Source organism: Streptomyces uncialis, from assembly GCF_036250755.1.
Lineage (GTDB): Bacteria > Actinomycetota > Actinomycetes > Streptomycetales > Streptomycetaceae > Streptomyces > Streptomyces uncialis.
Window position 1 is genome coordinate 5,407,168 of sequence record NZ_CP109583.1, and the last position, 22,069, is coordinate 5,429,236.

The 22,069-nt window shown below is 73.0% G+C and carries 18 protein-coding genes; 12 read left to right on the top strand and 6 right to left on the bottom strand.

The window, feature by feature from the left end; all coding sequences use genetic code 11:
- Positions 1-18: 18 nt before the first annotated feature.
- Complete coding sequence (locus OG711_RS22425) at positions 19-1,893, top strand: BACON domain-containing protein (RefSeq protein ID WP_329560180.1); 1,875 nt, start codon at positions 19-21, stop codon at positions 1,891-1,893.
- Positions 1,894-2,580: 687 nt separating this feature from the next.
- On the opposite strand, the gene OG711_RS22430 is transcribed toward OG711_RS22425, so the two are convergent.
- Entirely contained in the window at positions 2,581-3,405 is an 825-nt protein-coding gene (locus OG711_RS22430) for a hypothetical protein (protein WP_329563963.1), read from the bottom strand.
- Positions 3,406-3,714: 309 nt separating this feature from the next.
- Here OG711_RS22430 and OG711_RS22435 point away from each other — a divergent pair, with 309 nt between their 5' ends.
- From OG711_RS22435 to OG711_RS22455, 5 genes are all read left to right on the top strand, one after another.
- On the top strand, positions 3,715-4,671 hold the full coding sequence (locus OG711_RS22435; protein WP_329560181.1) for a Ppx/GppA phosphatase family protein: 957 nt from the start codon (positions 3,715-3,717) through the stop codon (positions 4,669-4,671).
- 65 nt (positions 4,672-4,736) lie between these two features.
- Entirely contained in the window at positions 4,737-5,726 is a 990-nt protein-coding gene (locus OG711_RS22440) for a sugar phosphate isomerase/epimerase family protein (RefSeq protein ID WP_329560182.1), read from the top strand.
- On the top strand, positions 5,723-6,352 hold the full coding sequence (locus OG711_RS22445) for a TetR/AcrR family transcriptional regulator (RefSeq protein WP_073795186.1): 630 nt from the start codon (positions 5,723-5,725) through the stop codon (positions 6,350-6,352). Before OG711_RS22440 ends, OG711_RS22445 begins: the two co-directional genes overlap by 4 nt.
- A 392-nt stretch (positions 6,353-6,744) precedes the next feature.
- The gene (gene ilvD, locus OG711_RS22450) at positions 6,745-8,595 is read left to right on the top strand and encodes a dihydroxy-acid dehydratase (RefSeq protein WP_099282617.1); all 1,851 of its coding nucleotides are present in this window, start codon (positions 6,745-6,747) and stop codon (positions 8,593-8,595) included.
- A gap of 221 nt (positions 8,596-8,816) precedes the next feature.
- On the top strand, positions 8,817-9,215 hold the full coding sequence (locus OG711_RS22455; RefSeq protein ID WP_329560183.1) for an SH3 domain-containing protein: 399 nt from the start codon (positions 8,817-8,819) through the stop codon (positions 9,213-9,215).
- Positions 9,216-9,447: 232 nt separating this feature from the next.
- On the opposite strand, the gene OG711_RS22460 is transcribed toward OG711_RS22455, so the two are convergent.
- Positions 9,448-12,048, bottom strand: a complete 2,601-nt coding sequence (locus OG711_RS22460; protein ID WP_329560184.1) for a protein kinase domain-containing protein — start codon at positions 12,046-12,048, stop codon at positions 9,448-9,450.
- Positions 12,049-12,483: 435 nt separating this feature from the next.
- Between OG711_RS22460 and OG711_RS22465 the strand changes: the two genes are divergently transcribed.
- From OG711_RS22465 to proC, 4 genes are all read left to right on the top strand, one after another.
- Positions 12,484-12,966: an EamA/RhaT family transporter gene (locus OG711_RS22465; RefSeq protein WP_266516898.1), complete on the top strand. Its 483-nt coding sequence runs from the start codon at positions 12,484-12,486 to the stop codon at positions 12,964-12,966.
- Positions 12,967-13,037: 71 nt separating this feature from the next.
- A complete protein-coding gene (locus OG711_RS22470) occupies positions 13,038-13,829 on the top strand; it encodes an ABC transporter ATP-binding protein (protein ID WP_329560185.1) in 792 nt (263 codons plus the stop codon).
- A 29-nt stretch (positions 13,830-13,858) separates the two neighbouring features.
- Entirely contained in the window at positions 13,859-14,596 is a 738-nt protein-coding gene (locus OG711_RS22475; RefSeq protein ID WP_329560186.1) for an ABC transporter permease, read from the top strand.
- A 272-nt stretch (positions 14,597-14,868) separates the two neighbouring features.
- Entirely contained in the window at positions 14,869-15,681 is an 813-nt protein-coding gene (proC, locus tag OG711_RS22480; RefSeq protein ID WP_073795173.1) for a pyrroline-5-carboxylate reductase, read from the top strand.
- A gap of 392 nt (positions 15,682-16,073) precedes the next feature.
- Here the strand turns inward: proC and OG711_RS22485 are convergent, their stop codons facing one another.
- Together OG711_RS22485 and OG711_RS22490 are read right to left on the bottom strand one after the other, a co-directional pair.
- Positions 16,074-16,505: a GNAT family N-acetyltransferase gene (locus tag OG711_RS22485; protein WP_329560187.1), complete on the bottom strand. Its 432-nt coding sequence runs from the start codon at positions 16,503-16,505 to the stop codon at positions 16,074-16,076.
- A gap of 78 nt (positions 16,506-16,583) precedes the next feature.
- Complete coding sequence (locus OG711_RS22490) at positions 16,584-17,954, bottom strand: MFS transporter (RefSeq protein ID WP_329560188.1); 1,371 nt, start codon at positions 17,952-17,954, stop codon at positions 16,584-16,586.
- A gap of 215 nt (positions 17,955-18,169) precedes the next feature.
- On the opposite strand from OG711_RS22490, the gene OG711_RS22495 reads away from it, so the two are divergent.
- On the top strand, positions 18,170-19,291 hold the full coding sequence (locus OG711_RS22495) for an ArsR/SmtB family transcription factor (protein ID WP_329560189.1): 1,122 nt from the start codon (positions 18,170-18,172) through the stop codon (positions 19,289-19,291).
- Here OG711_RS22495 and OG711_RS22500 read toward each other — a convergent pair.
- Entirely contained in the window at positions 19,245-19,874 is a 630-nt protein-coding gene (locus OG711_RS22500) for a cysteine hydrolase family protein (protein ID WP_329560190.1), read from the bottom strand. The two genes, OG711_RS22495 and OG711_RS22500, sit on opposite strands and share 47 nt — an antisense overlap.
- 218 nt (positions 19,875-20,092) lie before the next feature.
- On the opposite strand from OG711_RS22500, the gene OG711_RS22505 reads away from it, so the two are divergent.
- Positions 20,093-21,073: a GlxA family transcriptional regulator gene (locus OG711_RS22505; RefSeq protein WP_329560191.1), complete on the top strand. Its 981-nt coding sequence runs from the start codon at positions 20,093-20,095 to the stop codon at positions 21,071-21,073.
- Here the strand turns inward: OG711_RS22505 and trpS are convergent.
- A complete protein-coding gene (trpS, locus tag OG711_RS22510; RefSeq protein WP_329560192.1) occupies positions 21,024-22,043 on the bottom strand; it encodes a tryptophan--tRNA ligase in 1,020 nt (339 codons plus the stop codon). The two genes, OG711_RS22505 and trpS, sit on opposite strands and share 50 nt — an antisense overlap.
- Positions 22,044-22,069: the final 26 nt, after the last annotated feature.

Here is a 22,069-nt window from a genome sequence, read left to right on the forward strand (position 1 = left end):
GCGCCTACGGTCGCGAGGATGACGAGCAGCAGGACGCAACGCAGCAGCCGCGCGACCGGAGCACACCGGGCACACCGCGCGGAACCCCAGCGGACCACCCACCCCACCGTGGTCCAGCACCCGCCCGCCCCGCACCCGCCCGCCCGCTACGAGCCACACCTCGACGGCTTGTTCACCTACTGCCTGTCGGTGCTGTGCGACCACGACGCCGCCACCGCCGCCCTCGGTGATGTGCTCGCCCTCGCGCGGCGGCGCGCGAACCGCGCCCCCGCCGCCGAGAGCGACCACAGGCCGTGGCTCTACGCGCTCGCGCGCTGGGCCTGTCTGCGGCGTCTCGCGGAGAGCAAGAAGAAACGTCAAAGCAGCCATGCGCGGGGCCGTTCCCGGACCCCCTCCGCGCCGGGCGCGCCGCCCGGCCCTGACGCGCGCGGCGAGGGGGTCCCGGGAACGGAGGAACGCGGCGAGGGCGACCGGGGGGCGGAGGACGACAGGGCCGCGGGGGTCCGCCGCCGGGAACTCGCGCAGCTCGCCTGGCCCGAGGCCGCCGGGACCTCCCCCGAGCAGCGCGAGGCCCTGGAACTGGCCGTGCGCCACCGGCTCGCCGTCCACGAGGTCGGCGCGGTCCTCGGTCTGTCCCTCGCCCGGGCCCGTGACCTGCTGGCGTCCGCCGCCTGCGAGGTCGAACGCACCCGCACCGCGCTCGCGGTCGTGGAGAGCGGCACCTGTACCGGTGTCGCCCGGCTGATGACCGGTGACGAGGTGCTGCTCGGCACGACGCTGCGGGGCGAACTCGTCCGGCACGTCGACGACTGTCCGCGCTGCCGCCGCACCGCCGAACGGGCCGGGCCCGGTGCCTGGCCCGGCACCTCCATCAGCCCCTCGCAGCTTCCGCTGATCGTGGCGCCGCGCGCCGCCGTCCGTACGGCCATGGCCCACGCGCCCCGCGCGCGGGGCACCACCGCGCCCCGGTTCGACCGCCGGGGCTTCCCGCTGGACCCCAAGGACCGCGCGGCCCGCCGGGACCGTCTGCGTACGCGGGCCGTCACCACCACGGTGGTCGCGACGGTCGTCGCCGCGCCCGTCATCGCCCTGTGGGCCGCCTACCGGGGCGCCCCGGTGTTCGGGGGCGACGCCCGTCCCGTCACGGCCAGCGAGGCCGGGGACAACGCCGGGTCGGGGGACGAGCGCGCGCCCGACACCTACCCGAACACGGGGAACGCCGGGAACGCCCGTAACGACGACGATCCGCGGCACGGCCCCGGCGGCGGGAAGGGCCGGATGTCCGCCGAGGTCATCAGCCCCGGCGGGGCGGCCGACGGCGGCGGCCGGCTCGGTGTCGCCGTCTTCCCCCGCGACGGCGCCACATTCATCGCCCTCACCGCCGCCCGGGGCGCACCGGTGCACTGGACCGCGACCCCGCACGCCCCCTGGCTCCACCTCAGCCGTACGTCCGGAACCCTGGCTCCGGGCGACACGTTCACCCTTCAGGTCCGCGTCGATACCCGCACCGAGCCGAGCGGACCCTGGCAGGCGCGTATCTCCATCGGCCCGTCCGGCGCGGTGGTCCTCGTCCAGGGCTACGGGGACAGCGCGCCCGAGCCGCCTCGTACCCGTCCCACGACTCCCGTACGGCCCGCGGACCCCGGCCCCCCGGGCGGCGGCACCCCAGGCGGTCCCGGCACCCCGCCCGGTCCCGCCCCGACGCCCACCTCTCCGGGCACACCGCCCGGCCCGGGACCCGGCGACCCCGGCCCGGGGCCGTCGTCCACCCCGGGCGCCCCGTCGGAGCCCGGCCCCGGTTCCCCGTCCGGCCCACCGGACCCCGGCCCGACCGACCCGGGCACCCCGCCCCCGGCCAGCCCCCCGCCGGGCGATTCACCGACCACCGGCTGACGGCCCGCCTTCGCTCGCGCGTCCGGGGGTTCCCCACCTGGACGTACCTGTCCCTGTGCGGGTACGTCCGGGGGCGCGCAGTTCCCCGCGGGTCGCCTTCGCTCGCGCCCCCGAGGTCTGTCCGGGTGGGCGCACTCGTCCCCGTACCGTCGTTCGTGGGGTGCGCAGTTCCCCGCGCCCCTGGATGCTGCCCTCTTGCGGTCGCTCTTCGGGTGCGGGTCGGTCCTCGTCTTCGCGCAGTTCCCCGCGCCCCTGGGTTTCCTGTGCTGGGCGTGCTTCGTTCCCGTGCGGGTACGTCCGTGGGTGCGCAGTTCCCCGCGCCCCTGAGGTGCTGCCCTCTTGCGGTCGCTTTTCGGGTGCGGGTCGCCCTCGTTTTTGCGCAGTTCCCCGCGCCCCTTTGGGGGCGCCCACCTGGGGCTGCTTTTCACCCTCCTCCTTGTGCAGTCGCATGGCTGCGGGAGGGGGTGGGCGGGAATCTCTGCTCGCAGACTCCGATGCTCTTCAGTCGAGTCACGGAACGTCGTACCGAGCGTGTCGGATCGAGGACGGAGAATCCCGACCGGCACCGACCCGAAGAACAGACCGGGGGCGCCCCAAAGGGGCGCGGGGAACTGCGCACCCCACGAGCGACAGCACAGGAAACAAGCGCGCCCACCCGGACAGACCTACGAAGCGCAAGCGAAGGCGTCACGCGTGGGGCGGGTCCGCCGGGTGCGGAGCGACGAGCGGGAGCTGGGACGCGAGACGCCGCTCGCACAGCTCGACGAGACGGTCGTAGCCGTCCTTGCCCATCATCTCGGTGAGCTCCGCGCGGTACGAGACATAGACGGGGTCACCCGCACCGTGCGCGGAGGTCGCCGAGGTGCACCACCAGTGCAGATCGTGGCCGCCCGGCCCCCAGCCGCGGCGGTCGTACTCACCGATCGACACCTGGAGGACCCGGCTGTCGTCGGGGCGGTCGATCCAGTCGTACGTACGGCGTACCGGCAGCTGCCAGCAGACGTCCGGCTTGGTCTCCAGGGGCTCGCGCCCCTCCTTGAGGGCGAGGATGTGCAGGGAGCAGCCCGCGCCCCCCGCGAAGCCGGTGCGGTTCTGGAAGATGCAGGACCCCTCCCAGCGGCGGGTCTGGCGGTCGCCGTCCTCGTCCTCCTGGATCCAGCCGCCGTCCTTGGCGACCGGACGGGTGCCGACATCGTGGTGCTGCCAGATGTCGGGCGTGAGCCTCGCCACATGACCGGCGACCCGCGCCTCGTCGTCCTCGTCGGAGAAGTGGGCGCCCAGGGTGCAGCAGCCGTCGGCGGCGCGGCCGGTCTGGATGCCCTGGCAGCCGCTGCCGAAGATGCAGTTCCAGCGGGAGGTCAGCCAGGTCAGGTCGCAGCGGAAGAGCTGTTCGTCGTCGGCGGGGTCGGGGAACTCGACCCAGGCACGGGCGAAGTCCAGCCCCTTCTCGTCGGCCGGGGCGGCGGCCGGACCAGCGCCGCTACCGGCCGGGCCGGTACCCGCGCCGATCAGCGTCGTGCGCTTACCGCTTCCGCCGCTCCCGCCGTTCGTACCGCTCTTGCCGTTCTTGTCGTCCCCGGCGCCACGGCCGGTCTTCCCCGCCTTGCCGCCCTTGCCGCCCTTGCCGCCCTTGCCGGTCCGCTCGGCGCCCGCCGCCGCCCGCCCAGCGGTCACCGCTCCGCCGGCGGCCCGGTCCTGGGGGGCCGAACCGGCGGATTCCTCGCGCTTCGCCTTTTTCGTCTTTGGCACACATCAAGGGTATGCGTGCGGAGCACCACATGGGGCAGGCCGGGCGCCGGACGCGCAGTAGCGTTGACGCTCATGAGACTCGGTGTCCTTGATGTGGGTTCGAACACGGTTCATCTGCTGGTGATGGACGCGCACCCGGGCGCGCGCCCGCTCCCCGCGCATTCGCACAAGGCGGAGCTGCGCCTCGCGCAACTGCTGGACGCGCGGGGAGCCATCGGCGCGGACGGGGTCGAACTGCTGGTCGCCACGATCCGGGACGCCGTCCAGGCCGCCGAGGACAAGGGCGTCGAGGAGCTGCTGCCGTTCGCGACCTCGGCCGTGCGGGAGGCCACCAACGCCGACGAGGTACTGGCCCGGGTCCGTACCGAGACCGGCGTCGAGCTGCGGGTGCTGACCGGCGAGGAGGAGGCCCGGCACACGTTCCTGGCCGCCCGGCGCTGGTTCGGCTGGTCGGCCGGCAAGCTCCTCGTCCTCGACATCGGGGGCGGTTCGCTGGAGATCGCCTACGGGATCGACGAGGACCCGGACGCCGCGGCTTCGCTGCCGCTCGGGGCGGGCCGTCTCACGGCGGGCTGGCTGCCCGGCGACCCCGTGGACGCGTCGGACGTGCGGGCGCTGCGACGGCACGTCCGCGCGCAGATCGCCCGGACCGTCGGGGAGTTCAGCCGCCTCGGGGGCGCCGATCGCGCGGTCGCCACCTCGAAGACGTTCAAGCAGCTCGCGCGGCTGACGGGCGGGGCCCGCAGCGGGGACGGGCTGTATGTGCAGCGGGAGCTGAAGCGGGAGTCGCTGGAGGCGTGGGTGCCGAAGCTCGCCGCGATGACCACCGCGGAGCGGGCGGGGCTGCCCGGGGTGTCGGCGGACCGCGCCAACCAGCTGCTGGCCGGGGCGCTGGTCGCCGAGGCGGCGCTGGACCTCTACGGGCTCGACTCGGTCGAGATCTGTCCCTGGGCGCTGCGTGAGGGCGTCATCCTGCGCCACCTCGACCATCTCCCGGTCTCCCACCCCCAGAGCCACCCCACCCCATGACCGCCGGTCGGCGGGGCGGGTCCCGGCCTCCGCCAGGGCCGCGCGGGGCCCCGTACGCTGTGCTCGTGGCAGAACCAGTGGTGCGCGTCCCGGATGCGAAGGTCGCCCTGTCGACGGCCTCGGTCTATCCGGAGTCGACGGCGACGGCCTTCGAGATCGCCGCGCGCCTCGGGTACGACGGCGTCGAGGTCATGGTGTGGACCGACCCGGTGAGCCAGGACGTCGAGGCCCTGCGGCGGCTCTCGGACCACTACGGGATGCCGGTCCTCGCGATCCACGCGCCCTGTCTGCTGATCACCCAGCGCGTGTGGTCCACCGACCCGTGGACGAAGCTCCAGCGCGCCCGCGCCGCCGCCGAGAAGCTGGGCGCCTCGACGGTCGTGGTGCACCCCCCGTTCCGCTGGCAGCGCCAGTACGCGCGTGAGTTCGTCCAGGGCGTCTGGCGGATGGCGGACGAGACGGACGTACGGTTCGCCGTCGAGAACATGTACCCATGGCGCTACCGCGACCGCGAGATGCTTGCCTACGCGCCCGACTGGGACGTCACCAAGGAGGACTACCGGCATTTCACGGTCGACCTCAGCCACACGGCGACCTCGCGGGTCGACACCCTGGCCATGGTCGACCGGATGGGGGACCGGCTGAGCCATGTCCACCTCGCCGACGGCAACGGTTCCGCCAAGGACGAGCACCTGGTGCCCGGACGCGGCGGCCAGCCCTGCGCCGAACTGCTGGAACGCCTCGCGACCAGCGGTTTCGGCGGCCATGTCGTGATCGAGGTGAACACCCGCCGGGCGATGTCCAACGCCGAGCGCGAGGCCGACCTCGCCGAGGCGCTGGCCTTCACCCGGCTGCACCTCGCCTCCGCCGCCCGCGCCCCCGGTGCCGGGACGATCTCCGGTGCCTCCGCCGCCGGGACGCCCCCTGGTGCTTCTGCCGCCCGGACGGCCTCCGGCGACGCCGACCGCCCGGACCGTCCGCGCCAGCCGCGCCGCCCGGACCCCGTCCGCCGCGCGCACCACCCGGACCCCTCGCGTGAGGCGCCCCGCCAGTGACCGCCGACCCGCCCCGCCGCCGGGGCCGTCCCTCCCACGACGGGACCGCGCCCGGCCCGGGCACCCGTGAGCGCATCCTGCGCACCGCACGTGAGGAGTTCTCGGCGCGCGGTTACGACAAGACCTCCGTACGCGCGATCGCCAAGGCCGCCGGGGTTGACCCGGCACTCGTGCACCACTACTTCGGGACCAAGGAAGAGGTCTTCGCCGCCGCCATCGAGGTCTCGATGGAACCGGCGCTGCTGGTCGCGTCGGTCCTCGGCCGGGACGGCGGCGGCATCGGTGACGTCAGTGACATCGGTGAGCGGCTGGCCCGGCAGTTCCTCGGTATCTGGGAGAACCCGGCGACCCGCGGCCCGCTGCTCGCGGTGATCCGTTCCGCGCTGACCCACGAGGCCGCGGCGAAGGTGCTCCGGAGCTTCGTGCTGCGGCAGATCCTGGAGCGGATCGCCCGTGAGCTGGACGTACCCGACCCGAAGTTCCGCGCCGAACTCGCCGCCTCGCACATGATCGGCATCTCGATCCTGCGATACGTGATCCAGGTCGAGCCGCTGGCGAGCGCGGACCCCGAGGACATCGTGGCCATGGTCGCCCCCACCCTCCAGCGCTACCTCGTGGAACCCTGACCGCCCCCGACCCCGGCCCGACGCCGCCACCTCGGCCCGGCGCCGCCCCGACCGACCCCAGCTTGACGCCGACCCCGGCCGAACCGGATCAGCCGGACCTGACTCGGACCTGACTCGGACCTGACTCGGACCCGACTCGGACCCGAACCCGACCCGGACCCGAACCCGACCTAGGCCGCCCCCGTCCCGCCCCCCTCGGCCGCCCCCGGCCAGGCCCGTGCCACCGTCCGGCACGACCCCGCCGGAATCGCCCGATTTCCGAGATATCCGTCTCACATTCCGGAAGAGCGTGTCCGGATCTTGGAGGGGCGGCGTACTCTCGATTCAGCCCCAACTGCCTCGAACGACCCTCCGCAGCCGCGCGGGGGGTCACCCCGAAGGAGCGAGCGACGATGCCCGAGCTGAGGTCCCGCACTGTCACCCACGGCCGCAACATGGCAGGCGCACGCGCCCTGATGCGGGCCTCCGGGGTAGCGAGCGAGGACATCGGCAAGCCGATCATCGCCGTCGCGAACTCCTTCACCGAGTTCGTCCCCGGACACACCCACCTCCAGCCCGTCGGGCGGATCGTGAGCGAGGCGATCAAGGCCGCCGGAGCCGTTCCCCGCGAGTTCAACACCATCGCCGTGGACGACGGCATCGCCATGGGCCACGGCGGGATGCTCTACTCCCTGCCGTCCCGCGACCTGATCGCGGACAGCGTCGAGTACATGGTCGAGGCGCACTGCGCGGACGCCCTGATCTGCATCTCCAACTGCGACAAGATCACCCCCGGGATGCTGATGGCCGCGCTGCGCCTCAACATCCCCACGGTCTTCGTGTCCGGCGGTCCGATGGAGGCCGGACAGGCCACCCTCGTCGACGGCACGGTCCGCAAGCTCGACCTGATCAACGCGATCAGTGACGCGGTCAACGAGAACGTCTCCGACGAGGACATCCTCCGTATCGAGGAGAACGCCTGCCCGACCTGCGGATCGTGTTCGGGCATGTTCACCGCCAACTCGATGAACTGCCTCACCGAGGCGATGGGCCTGTCCCTGCCCGGCAACGGCTCCGTGCTCGCCACCCACACGGCCCGGCGCGCGCTGTACGAGAACGCCGGACGCACCGTGGTCGACATCACCAAGCGGTACTACGAGCAGGACGACGCGAACGTCCTGCCGCGCAACATCGCCACCCGGGCCGCGTTCGACAACGCCATGGCGCTCGACATCGCGATGGGCGGCTCCACCAACACGATCCTGCATCTGCTCGCCGCCGCGCAGGAGGCCGAGCTGGACTACGACCTCGGCGACATCGACGCCGTCTCCCGCCGCGTCCCCTGTCTCGCCAAGGTCGCCCCGAACGTCGCGCCCACCACCACGTACTACATGGAGGACGTGCACCGGGCGGGCGGCATCCCCGCGATCCTCGGCGAGCTGTACCGGGGCGGACTGCTCGACGAGGACGTGCACACCGTCCACTCGCGGTCCGTCAAGCAGTGGCTCGACGACTGGGACATCCGTGGCGGCTCCGCCTCCCCCGAGGCCGTCGAGCTGTGGCACGCGGCCCCCGGCTGCAAGCGCTCCGCCGAGGCGTTCTCCCAGTCGGAGCGCTGGGACACCCTCGACACGGACGCCGCCCACGGCTGCATCCGCGATGTCGAGCACGCCTACTCCAAGGACGGCGGACTCGCCGTGCTGAAGGGCAACATCGCCGTCGACGGCTGTGTCGTGAAGACCGCCGGTGTCGACGAGTCCATCTGGACGTTCGAGGGCCCGGCCGTCGTCTGCGAGTCGCAGGACGAGGCGGTCGACAAGATCCTCCGCAAGGAGATCACCCCGGGCGACGTCGTCGTCATCCGCTACGAGGGCCCCCGGGGCGGCCCCGGGATGCAGGAGATGCTCTACCCCACGTCCTTCCTCAAGGGCCGGGGTCTCGGCAAGTCCTGCGCGCTGATCACCGACGGCCGGTTCTCCGGCGGCACCTCCGGGCTCTCCATCGGCCACGCCTCGCCCGAGGCCGCGTCCGGCGGCACCATCGCCCTGGTGGAGGACGGCGACCGCATCCGTATCGACATCCCGAACCGCACCATCGACCTCCTGGTCGACGAGGACACCCTGGCCGTCCGCCGCGAGGCACTCGCGGGTGTGTACGAGCCGAAGCAGCGTGACCGCAAGGTCTCGGCCGCGCTGCGCGCCTACGCGGCGATGGCCACCAGCGCCGACAAGGGCGCGGTGCGTGATGTGAGCCTGCTGGGCTGAGCCTTCCGGCGGGTGCGGGCTGCGCCCGCTGAACCCGCGCGGACTCCCCTGAAAACAGGACGGGACATACGCCCCTCACGGTGCAACTGCACGGCCGTGGGGGGCGTCTTCCGGTGTGTCCGCACTTGCTGCGGCACATGCCAGAGGGAGGTTCTTCCGGAGGTGACGGCCCGCCGCCGCTGTCCGGAAACCGCCCACCACGCTCCTCGGGGGAGGAACACATGAGCGAGAACATCACGACGACCGAGGCCACCGCCACGGCCACCGCCACCGCCACCGCCACGGACACCGATGTGCTGCGGCCCGTCACCGTCGACGCCGGTGACCCGATCGCGGCCGCCGCGCTCGGCATCGAGGTCATGGACGCGCAGGCCGCCGCCACCACGTACCTGGTCGTCGCCACGGTCAACGTCCGCAGCGGCCCCGGCCTCTCACACCCCGTCGTTCTCCAGATCAGCGGCGGTTCACGGGTCTCGATCATCTGCCAGAAGCCCGGCACCACCGTCAACGGCCCGCTGGGCACGTCGAACCTGTGGGACAAGATCGGCAACCAGCGCTTCGTGTCCGACTCCTACATCCAGACGGGCACCGACGGGTACGTACGTCCGCAGTGCGCCTGAGCGGCCGATCCGGCTGAGCGATGGCCCCGGCTGAGCGGTCGCCCTGGCCGAGCCGCCGTCCGACGTGAGCGCCGGCCCTGTCGGAGCGGGGCCGGAAGCACGCCGAGCCGTACGTCTTCCCGGGCGCCGTACACCCCGTCCCGCGACGAACGGGCCGTCGGCCCCGCACCCCGGCCGCCCGTACTCCAGCCGGATCGCACCCGCCCCGCATCGCACCCGAGCCGCCGCGCGGTCACTCACCGCGCGGCGGCTCCGCCACGTCGAACGCGGACAGCGCGTTGTCACCGGCCGCCGCGACCAGGACCCGGCCCACGAGCGTCAGCCGGGAGCCGGAGCCCATGAACCCGCCGGGGCTGCTCGCGTGCGCCGGGGTCGTCCACAGATGGTGTCCGTTCCGCGCGTCGAGCGCCGTCACCCGGCCCGTCGGCGATCCGAGGTACAGCACGCCGTCCACCGCGAGCGGCACCGACGCCCACTCGGACTCGGTCCGCTCGGTCCACTTCTCCTTGCCGGACACCGGGTCGACCGCGCTGACGGCGCCGGTCGGGGACGTGAAGTAGAGCGTGCCGCCCGCGAGTCCCGGCGCGGTCCCCGGGTACCCGGCGTCGAGGTCGGCCGAGTCCCGGCGGCCCGAGGCCACGTCGAGGCGCACCACCTCCGCGAAGCCGTCACCCGCCGGGTCGGTCGTCTCCCGCAGGAGCAGCAGCCGCCCGTCCCGCGCGCCCACCGGCCGCAGCCGCCCGTCGGCGGCGGCCGGGGCACCGAGCGTGCCCTTCTTGATGTCGAGGACCCGGAACTCCGCGTCGCCGGTCCGGCCGGTGGCGGCCTGCGCGGCCGGTGCGCACATCGCGTACGCGGCCCGGTTCGCGAGGAACGGGGCGCACCAGGAGCCCGCGGGGAAGGGGGTCTCCCAGAGCAGCCGGCCGTTGCGCGCGGATCGGGCCTCGATCCGGGTGGAACCGGCGTCCACGGTCAGTACGGTCGACCCCGACAGCACCGCGAACCGCGGTTCCCGCAGCAGATACGTCGCCTTGGTGCCGACCCGGGTCCGCCACCGTTCCTTCCCGCTGACGGCGTCCAGCGCGACGACCTCGACGCGCTCGGTGCCCTCCGCCGGGATGTGGTAACCGATGACGGTGCCGCCCGCGAGGTCCGGCCCCGAACCACCGCTCACCCCGACGAGATGCAGCCCCTGTACGGGGACCCCGGGGTACGTACGGCGCCACTCCACCTCGCCGTCGGCGGCCCGCACCCGGCTCGCGAGGACCCCGCCGCCCCCGCAGAACAGGGTCTCGGCACGGGCGACACAGCGCAGTTCGTCGGCGAAGGAACGTTCCCCGCGGACGTTCTTCCGCCAGGGGGCGAACCCGGCGGGGAGCGCCGCCCCGCCCCCGGCGACCACCCGGCTGTCCTGGGTCTGCCGGGTGGTGCCCGCGGTCCCGCCCGTCCCGGTTTCCCCGTCGGGCCCCAGCAGGGCGACCCCGGTGGTGATCAGCGCGACGGCCGACGCGGCGACCGCGGCGACGAGGAGGGCCCGGCGGGTACGGGTACGGGAGCGGGTGCGGGTGGTGGGGGAGCGGGAGCCGTGGGAGGCGGTGCCGGCGCCGGTCGCCGGGTCGGCGTCCGAACGGTCGCCGTCGGAACGGGTGCCGGGGGCGGGGACGGGGGCGTCACGGTCGCCGTCGCCGTCGTCGCCGTCGTCGTCATCGGAAACAGCACCGGACCCACCGGACCCGGACCCGGGAGCGCCACCGTCGGCGGAACCGGAACCGGAACCGGAACCGGAACCGGAACCGGAACCGAAGTCCTCGGATGACAACTCCCAGAGGGCGCCCCCGTCCCCGAACCCAGCCCCGTCCCCGAACCCGGTACCGCCCGCGTCCGCGTACCCGCCCCCGTGCGGGCTGTCGTGCGGGCCGTCGGACGGGCCGTCAGGCGTGCTGTCGGGGGTGGTGTCCGTGGTCGGGTGTCCGGTGCCCGGCAGGGTCGCGAGTTCGGACATCGGCGCGGACGCGGGGCCCAGGTCCTCGGGCAGCGCGCGCAGCGCGACCAGCAGTTCGTGCGCGGACGGCCGCCCCTTGCGCTCCTTCGCGAGGCACGGCTCGACGACATCCCGCAGCACTGCGGGCATCGCGCCGAGTACGGGGTCCTCGTGCACGACCTGGTACGCCGTCATGTACGGGCTGTCCGCGTCGAACGGCCCCTGCCCGGTCGACGCGTACACGAGCAGGGTCGCCAGCGAGAACACGTCGGACTCCGGCCCGACCGTACGCGGCGACTGCAACTGCTCGGGCGACATGAACGGCGGCGTACCGATGACCCGGCCCGTCATCGTGAGCGTCTGATGGCCCGTGGCCGCCCGGGAGATGCCGAAGTCGATGACCCGGGGGCCGTCGGGGGACAGGACGACGTTCGACGGCTTCAGATCACGGTGGATGACGCCCGCGCGATGGATCTCACGCAGCGCCTCCGCCAGCCCGATGGCGAGTCTGCGCAGTTCGGCGCCGTGCAGCGAACCGCCGTCGCTGATGCGCTGGGCGAGGGTCGGCCCGGGGATGTACGCGGTGGCCATCCAGGGGTGCGCGCCCTCGGGGTCGGCGTCGACGACGGCGGCGGTGAACACCCCGCTCACCCGGCGCGCGGCGGACACCTCCTGCCGGAACCGGATACGGAATTCCTCGTCGTCCGCGAACTGCTTGTGGATCAGCTTGATCGCGACGGGACGGCCGGATTCGGTACGCGCCAGGAACACGGTTCCCATGCCGCCGGAACCGAGGCGCGCCTCCAGGGGGTAGCCACCGATCTGTTCAGGGTCCCCGCCCCGAAGCTGCACAACTCCCCACCCCACCCGTTCCACGGTCAAGAGATCCCGCCTCGGTGAACAAACTAGCGGTTCGCCGGGGGAACGCGGGTGGGCGGAAGCCGCCCAAGAGGTGATCGGTCCGGCATACCGGCCAGTAGGCGGCGCGGGACGGTGCGGAAGTGCTCCCGGTGACTCAAGCGCCCCCACCCGGAACAGGTGTCCCACTGGCCCCGACCGGGAACCGCCCCACCCCCGGCCGGGAACCACCCCTCCACCGGCATCCCTCCACCGGCACCCCGGCCACCGCGCCCGCCGTCCCCGCCGCCTCGGCCCTCCCGCCCGACCCTCCCCCTGCTTGCGACCGGAACCGTCCCACCGGGTCCCCGCTCAGCCATCCGGGCGCCCGTACCGGCGACCCGCCCCCGTACGCGCCCGCCGCGCCCACCCCGGGGCGACAATCGGCCGGTGAGCGAACCCCCCACCCCGGTGACGGGGCCCCGGCCCGCCCCCCTGCGGTTCTTCGGTACGACCTGGGTGCGGCACGACGGTCATTACGCGCTGCGCCGCGCGGGAGTGGCGACCGGCTCCCTCACCGCCGCGTTCGGCGGATGCCTGGTGCTGCGCTTCGCCCACCAGGGCCTCGCCGCCGGTCAGGTCGGCCCGTATGTGAACCTCCTGGTCCTGGGCACGTTCGCGCTCTGTTCGGCGCTCGCGTTCCGCCGTACCTGGACGGGCTTCCGCGGCGGCCCCGACCCCGGCGCCACACCCCCGGCCCGCGCCACGATGGCCCTCGGTTTCCTCGGCACGCTGCTGGCCTACTTCCTGCGTTCCCTCGCCGAGGCGCCCGGCGAGAAACGGCTCCGCGCCCGGTACGAGGAGGAGCGCGCCCAGTACGTACGCCGGGTCGCGCGCCGCACGGGCAACCCCGCGAAACGCGGCCCGGGGTAGCTGCCGTACCCCTGCGCCGTTCCGTTCCGTCCGCCTTGACGGGCGGCACCGCCAGGAGGAGTATTCATCACATGATGAATAAAACTCGGGAGCATCCGCCCGGCCCCCTCGGCCCGGCGGTCGACGCGGCCGGCCTCACCGTCGTACGGGGTCCGCGCACCGTCCTGAAGGGCCTCACGTTCACGATTCCCCGGGGCCGGATCACTGGTCTGCTGGGCCCCTCGGGCTGTGGGAAGTCGACCTTGATACGGGCGGTCGTCGGCACCCAGGCCAAGGTCACCGGCACACTCGACGTCCTCGGCCACCCGGCCGGCACCCGGTCGCTGCGCTCACGCGTCGGCTACGTCACCCAGGCGCCCTCCGTCTACGACGACCTGACCGTCCGCCAGAACCTCGACTACTTCGCCACCGTCCTCGACCCGGGCCGCCCGGCGGCCGACCGCCGACGCCACCACGTCGAACGCGCCCTCACAGATGTCGCCCTGACCTCCCACGCCGACGCTCTCGCGGGGAACCTCTCCGGCGGCCAGCGCAGCCGGGTCTCCCTCGCGGTGGCCCTGCTCGGCACCCCCGAACTGCTCGTCCTCGACGAACCGACCGTCGGCCTCGACCCCGTGCTCCGCCGCGAACTGTGGAAGCTCTTCCACCAGCTGGCGGCCGAGCGCCAGGTCACGATCCTCGTCTCCTCCCATGTCATGGACGAGGCGGAACGCTGCCACCGGCTCCTGCTGATGCGCGACGGCGAACTCCTCGCCGACGACACCCCCGAGGCACTGCGCACCCGCACCGCCACCGACACCGTCGAGGACGCCTTCCTCACCCTCGTGACCCGGGCGGCCCCGGCCGGAACCCCCGCCACCTGACCCCGACCGACCGGTTCGAAGGAGGCCCCATGAACACCGCACGGACCCTGGCCACGGCCACCCGCGTGCTGCGCCAGCTCAGCCACGACCGCAGATCACTCGCCCTGCTGCTGCTGGTCCCCTGCGTGATGCTCTTCCTGCTGCGCTACGTCTTCGACGGTGCCCCCCGCACCTTCGACTCCATCGGCGCCTCACTGCTCGGCATCTTCCCGCTGATCACGATGTTCCTGGTCACCTCGATCGCGACCCTCCGCGAACGCACCTCCGGCACCCTCGAACGCCTCCTCGCGATGCCGCTGGGCAAGGCCGACATCATCGCGGGCTACGCCCTCGCCTTCGGCGCCCTCGCCGTCGTCCAGTCCGTCCTCGCGACCGCCCTCGCGCTGTGGGGCCTGGGCCTGGACATCAACGGTTCCGCCTGGCTCCTGCTGCTCGTCGCACTCCTCGACGCCCTGCTGGGCACCGCGCTCGGCCTGTTCGTCTCGGCGTTCGCGGCCTCGGAGTTCCAGGCCGTCCAGTTCATGCCGGCGGTGATCTTCCCGCAACTCCTGCTGTGCGGACTGTTCGCCGCGCGCTCCAGCATGCAACCCGTCCTGGAGGCCGTCTCGAACGTCCTGCCCATGTCGTACGCGGTGGACGGTATGAACCAGATCATGATCCACCCGGACGTCACCGCCGACTTCGTCCGGGACGCCGGTGTCGTCGCGGGCTGCGCGCTGCTGGTCCTCACCCTCGGCGCCGCCACCCTCAGACGCCGCACCCGGTGACACAGGCCGCACCCAGTGACACCGCCCGCACCCGGTGGCACAGACCGGACCCGGTGGCGCAGGCCGGACTCGTTGACACCGCCCGCACCGGGAGCCATCGCCCCCGCACCCGGAGCCACCGCCCCCGCACCCCGACCGGACCGGCAGAGCGAGCACCCCGGAAAGGCCACGGCGTACGCGCTCCGCGCACCCGCGCCGAGCGGACGACGAGCCCCGCGTACCCCCTCTGAAAGGATGAGCGGCAACAACCGTCCCGCGGAAGGCCGCACGTCATGCCCCAGAAAGTCGCAGTCCTCGGCACCGGAAAGATCGGCGAGGCACTGCTCAGCGGAGTCATCCGGTCGGGCTGGCCCCCGGCCGACCTCTTCATCACGGCCCGCCGCCCGGAACGCGCGGAGGAACTCCGGGTCCGCCACGGTGTCGTCCCCGTCACCAACCAGGAGGCCGCCAAGCAGGCCGACACCCTGATCCTGACGGTCAAGCCCCAGGACATGGGCGCGCTGCTCGACGAACTGGCCCCCCATATCCCCGCCGGCCGTCTGGTCATCAGCGGCGCCGCGGGTATCCCCACCACGTTCCTGGAGGAACGGCTTCCCGAGGGCACCCCCGTCGTCCGCGTCATGACGAACACCCCCGCCCTCGTGGACGAGGCGATGTCTGTGATCTCCGCCGGCACCCACGCCAGCGCCCAGCACCTCGCCCACGCGGAGGAGATCTTCGGCGCCGTCGGCAAGACCCTCCGGGTCCCCGAGTCCCAGCAGGACGCGGCCACCGCGCTGTCCGGCTCCGGCCCGGCGTACTTCTACTACCTGGTCGAGGCGATGACCGACGCGGGCATCCTGCTGGGCCTGCCCCGCGACAAGGCCCACGAACTCATCGTGCAGGCCGCGATCGGCGCCGCCGTGATGCTCCGCGACAGCGGCGAACACCCCGTCAAGCTCCGCGAGAACGTCACCTCACCCGCCGGTACGACGATCAACGCGATCCGCGAACTGGAGAACCACGGTGTCCGGGCCGCCCTGATCGCCGCCCTCGAAGCGGCTCGCGACCGCAGCCGTGAACTCGCCTCCGGCACCAGCACCTGAACCCACCCCCGTCCCGCCCACCAGGCCCCGGGCCCGTCGACCGGCCACCACCCCCGCCCGTCGCCCGCCCGCCCGTCCGCCCCGGCGCCCAAGGCCCACCGCCACCCGCCGGGAACCCGCCCCGCAAGCCGCCCACAAGGCGGCCGGGCAACGGCGCCCCCGCACCCGCCCGGCAATTCCGGCCCGGCCGTACCGGCCCCGCCCGGCCGTACCGGCCCCGCCCGGCCGTACCGGCCCCGCCCGGCCGTACGCCAGCCGTGACCCGTGACCCGGCCCCGTCACCGGCCCCCGGGCTCGCTTGGCGGCCCCGGCAACCCGCGCCCCGCTACCCGCGCCCGGCAATTCCCCTCAGGCACCCGGCAATTCCCCCCGGACACCCGGCCAGGCCCGCCTCATTGCTCCCCCAGCACCATCCACTTCTCCACGTTCTTCATCGGGGCGAACCCCACCCGGGCGTACACCTCATGGGCGTCGGCCGTCGCGAGCAGGATCCGGCGCAGCCCGTACGCCGCCAGACGGTCACGGACAGCCGCCGTCAGCGCCGTACCCACTCCCGCGCCGCGCGCCGCCGGTGCTACGTACACATCGCACAACCACGCGAAGGTCGCCCGGTCGGTCACCACCCGCGCGTACGCGACCTGCGCCCCGGAACCTTCCTTGTACACACCGAAGTTCAGCGACCCGTCGATCGCCTGATCCTGCTTCTCCCGTGAGCGCCCGCGCGCCCAGTACGAGTCCTGCGACAACCAGCGATGCACCTCTGCGCGATCGACCCGCGCGACATCCTCGGACAACTCGAAGCCTTTCGGCAGCACCTCACTCATCCCCCCAGCCAACCACCACCCCCGGACCCCACCCCGAGCCACCCCACCCCCGGACCTCAGCCGGGGAACCCCGAGACCTCAGCCGTCAGCAGCTTCACCCGCACCCCCACTCCCACCTCCACCGGCGGACTTCCCCGCGTCCTCCCGCCCCCCGGACACCGCACCACCCCGCTGCGGGCCGTTCCGCCCACCGGAATCCGCACCCCCGGTACCGCTGCCGTCCCCACCCACGGAACCGGCCTCCCGGGCATCTCCCGCCCCACCGGCCACGCTCCAGGAGGGCTCCGCGTCCACCGGGCCCCGCAGCCCCGGGGCCAGGGCCACCGTCACAGCCACCGACATCGCGGCCATCACCCCTATCGCCACCGACGGCGAGGTCCACTGCGCGACCGCGCCCGCGAGCCCGGCGGCCAGCCCCTGCGCCGTCATCATCCCCGCGCCGTGCAGCCCGAGTGCCTGCCCGCTCAACTCCTCCGGGGTGAGCGCCATCAACCGCTCCTGCAACAGCAACGTCGACGCGAACCCCACCGAGGCCAGCGTCACCGCCACCGCCGCCAGCGCCGTCGGCGGACCGAACAGGAACACCACGTACGGCACCGCCAACAGCAACCGCAACGGCGCGTCGAGCCGCGCCCGCCACCGCGGCGGCAGGAACCGCCCCGCCACCGTGTCCCCGATGAACATCCCCAGCGCCGCGAACGCGAACAACAGCCCCGCCCGCTCGGGGTCGTACGGCACGAACAACGCCTCGCACCCGACGACCAGGCCGTTCGGCACCCACAGCGCGAGATACGTGTACCGCCGTGGCCGCGACGACCACAGCAGCCGGTTCGTACGCCATGTCTCCGTGACCGAAGCCCGTCCCGCCACCCTCGGCGCCCGCTCGGTCAGCCCGAACCGGGTGATGACCGCCGAACCCAGATACAGCCCCGCCCCCAGCAGCAGCGCCCCCCGCGGCGACATCAGTGTGATCAGCACCCCGCCCACCGCGAACCCGGCCACCTGCATCAGTCCCGTGGCCATGTTCATCACCGACCGCCCCAGCAGATACCCCTCCCGCGCGAGGATCTCGTTGAGCAGCCCGTACCGCACCCCGCCCCCGAGCGACGCCGCCGCGCCCATCACGAACAGGACCACGAACAGCGCCCACACCGGCATCCCCGGCACGGCCTGCACCGCCGTCCCCACCGCGAACAGCGCCGCCAGCCCCACGAGCGCCGCCCTCGGCGGCACCCGGTCCGCCGCCGACATCAGTACCGTCGCCCCCACGACCTGGGCCAGCGCCTGCCCGAACATGCTGAGCGCCGCGAGCAACGGCGACCCCGTCGCCCCGTAGACCAGCACCCCCAGCGCCAGCCCGCTGACCGTCGACGCCGCCACATGCAACGAACTGCTCAAGAACAGCGGCGTGAACTCAGGCGCCCCGAACAACTCCCGGTAAGTACGCATCCTCGGAGTCTCAACACCCCACCCCTGAACCCCTTAGTCTTTCGCCCCCACGCGAAACCCAGCCCGGCCCGGCGCCACCCCGCGATCCCCCAAAGAGGCAACACCGACCAACGCACCGACCAACGCAGAACAGAAGACGAGGCGGAACAAGACGGAACAAGACGCAACAAGGCGAAGTAGGTCGGAACGGTTCAGAACAGGACAGGAGAAGGTACATGGGCTGGTGGCACGTCGACGCGGACACCCTCGCCGCCGGCCGTTTCACTCTCTCCCCGCTCAGTGAGACCGTCGCCGCCGTCATGAGCCTCGAACGCGGTGAACCGGCCCACCCCGGCGACCAGCACTGGCTCAACCTCCACCGCCCCGCCTACCGCGAACGCCTCGCCGCCGACCCCACCACCGCCCAGCTGATCCGCGCCGCCCTCGGCCGCTTCTGGCTCGCCGACTACCTCACGCCCACCCCCACCGGTGATCTCACCCCCACCGACGACGCCACCCCCGTCCTCGAAACCGAACTGTCCCTCGTCCGCTCCACACCCCCCGCCATGGCCCGCGCCCACCTCACCCGCTCCCTCGCCGGCCCCCTGCCCGCCCTGCTCGACCGTTCCGACCTACCGGAACGCACCGCCGACCTCCTCCACTGGGTCTGGACCGAAACCGTCCTGCCCACCTGGCCCCGACGTCGCCGCATCCTCGAAGCCGACGTCATCGCCCGCCTCCAGCACCTCACCCGCGGCGGATGGGCCGCCGCCCTCGACGGCATGCGCCCAGGAGTGCGCTGGCTCGGCGAAGGCCGCCTCCAGGTCAACGTCGACGAGTACCCACCCCGCGACCTCACCGGCACCCAGCTCTTCTTCGTCCCCGTGACCCCCCAGCACGGCTGGGCATCCTGGAACGCCCGCACCCACGCCATCACCTATCCCTGCACCGGCGCCCTCACCCTCGCCCTCGCCCCTCGCCCCACCCCGGTACCCGCGCCCCTCCCGCCACCCCACTCACCCTCCCGCCGTCCGGGCCCCCCAGCCAGGGACACCCGCCCCGCCCCGCCGCACCCCGTCACCCCGCCGCTCGCCCCCGAAGCCCTGACCCGGCTCCTCGGCCCCGTGCGCGCCACCGTCCTGACCTTGCTGGACACCCCCAAGAGCACCACCCACCTCGTCGCCCTCACCGGCCAGGCCCTGGGCACCATCGGCCGGCACCTGAAGATCCTTCACGACGCCCACCTCGTCGAACGCCGCCGCGCGGGCCGCTCCGTCCTCTACTACCGGACCCCCACAGCGGAAGCCCTTCTCAGCGCCCAGCACCCTCCAACCCAGCACCCTCCGGCCCAGCGCTGACCCCCACCGCATCGAGCACCTCAGCCGTCCGCACCACCTGGGCGAACCCACCGCCGTGCAAGGACACCGCGGTGGCCCGCGCCAACTCGTCCGCCGGCAGTCGCCAGCCGAACGGCCCCTCCAGATCGAACGTGTGCGTCGCTTCCAGCACGAACAGCACGTCGTACCCGAGGTTGCCGCCCATCCGCGCTGTCGTCTCCGCGCACATGTTCGTCTGGATACCGGTGACCACCAGCTGCCCCACTCCCGAGGCCCGCAGCCAGGCGTCCAGGTCCGGCGACCCGTAGAAGGCCGAGTTCACGGTCTTCGTCACCAGCAGCTCCGCCGCGGCCCCCTTCCCCCGTCGTTCCTCCACGTACCCCTTGAAGTCATTCCCCTCGTCCCCCTTCCGCAGCGGCGACCCCGGCTGAACCGAGTCGTGCCGCGTCCACACCACCGGCCGTGCCGTCGCCTGCCAGGCATCGATCAGTGCGGCGATATGGCTGTCGGCCGCCGGATTGTTCCGAGGCCCCCAGAAGTCCAGGTCCTCGAACGCCTTCTGGACGTCGATCACCAGCAGTGCCGCGTTCTCCGCAATCTCCATACCTCCGATGCTGCCGCCCGCAACCACCCCGCCCCAGAGGGTGGGAAGACAGCGATCGATGGTTTACTGCCACGGTGGACGAGCACCGGACCCCCCAGCACCGGACCCCTCAGCACCAACCCCCCGGGACGCCCCCGCACCAAGCGACACCCCCGCACCCCACCTCCTGCTCCACCACCCCGAGCAGCCCAAGCACTCCGGCCACCCCACCGCACCGCGTGGCCCTGCTCGCCTTCCCGGGTATCCGGGCCTTCGACGTCGCCGTGATCACCGAGGTCTGGGGAACCGACCGCACCGACCGGAACGCACCCGCCTTCGAACTGCGCCGGGTCGCCCCCGACTCCGCACCCGTCCCGATGCGCGGCTCCCTCGCCCTCACCCCCGACCGCACCCTGAGCTGGCTGCACCGCGCCGACCTGGTCGTCGTCCCCGGCCTCGACGACCACCTCACCCCCGCACCACCCCCCGTCCTCGCCGCGCTCCGCGACGCCCACGCACGCGGTACCCCCATCGCCGCCCTCTGCGGAGGCGCCTTCACCCTCGCGCAGGCGGGACTCCTCGACGGCCGCCGCGCGGTCACCCACTGGAACCTGGTCGACCTCCTCCGCGCCCACCACCCCCTCGTCGGTGTCCACCCCGACGCCCTCTTCATCGAGGACGACAACATCTGGACCTCGGCCGGCACGGCTGCCGGTATCGACCTCTGTCTGCACCTGGTCCGCCGGAGCCACGGCGCGGAAGCCGCCGCCACCATCGCCCGGTCGATGGTCACCGCCCCCTTCCGCACCGGGACCCAGGCCCAGTTCATCGAGCACCCCACACCCCTGGCCGACCGGGACGCCGACGCCCTCGCCGCCGTACGGGAACACGCGCTGCGCCACCTCGACCAGTCCTTCACCGTCGCCGACCTGGCCGACCGGGCCGGGATGTCACCCCGCTCCTTCACCCGGCACTTCACCGCCGCCACCGGCACCACCCCGCTGCGCTGGCTCCTCGACCAGCGCCTCGCCGCCGCCCAGAGGCTCCTCGAACGCACCGACCTCCCCATGCCCGACATCGCCCACCGCGCGGGGTTCGGCAGCGAGGTCACGATGCGCCAGCACTTCTCCTCACGCCTCGCCACCAGCCCCCGCGCCTACCGCGCGGCCTTCAGACAGGCGGAAGCAGACCGATCGCCCGGTAGGCCGCGTCGACCGTAGGACGGGCCATCGCCCTCGCCTTCTCCGCACCCCGGCGCAACACCTCCTCCACATATCCGGGATCACGCGCCAGCTCGCTGTGCCGCTGCTGCACGGGCCTCAGCAGCTCCACCACGGCCTCGGCGGTCTCCTTCTTCAACGAGCCGTACGTTTTATGTACACCGCTGAGGGCCTCCGGGTTCCCGGTCCCGGCACCCGACTTCTGCGCCTCGCACGCGGCGAGGATCTCCAGCAGATTCGAGACCCCCGGCTTCGCCTCGGGATCGTGGACGACCTCGTCCCCGCTGTCCGTCACGGCTCGCATGATCTTCTTCCGCACCACGTCCGGGTCGTCCAGCAGATAGACGATGCCGGCCCCGCCGCCGTGGGACTTCCCCATCTTCGACGTCGGGTCCTGAAGATCCATGACCCGCGCCGCCACCTCCGGATGCGCGGCCCGCGGCACCACGAACGTGTGCCCGTACCGCTGGTTGAACCGCACCGCGAGATCCCGCGTCAGCTCGACGTGCTGCGCCTGGTCGTCGCCCACGGGAACCACGTCGGTCCCGTACGCCAGGATGTCGGCCGCCATCAGCACCGGATACGTCAGCAGCGACAGCCGTACGCTCCCGCCGCGCTCACGTTCCAGGGCGGCCTTCTCCTTGTACTGGATCATCCGCCGCATCTCCCCGTCGTTCGCGACGCACTCCAGCAGATACGAGAGCCGGGCGTGTTCGTCCACCTGACTCTGGACGAACACCGTGCACCGCTCCGGATCGAGGCCGGCCGCCAGCAGCAGCGTCGCCGCCTGCCGGGTCAGCCGCCGCACCCGTCCCGGATCGTGATCGACGGTGAGCGCGTGCAGATCGACCACACAGAACAAGGAGTCCGCCCGGTACTGGTCCACCGCGGCCCACCGCCGGACGGCCCCCAGATAGTTGCCGAGCGTCAGATGCCCGGTCGGCTTGACCCCGCTGAATACCCTTGCCATCTCTCCACCTCCTGGTCAGGACCCCC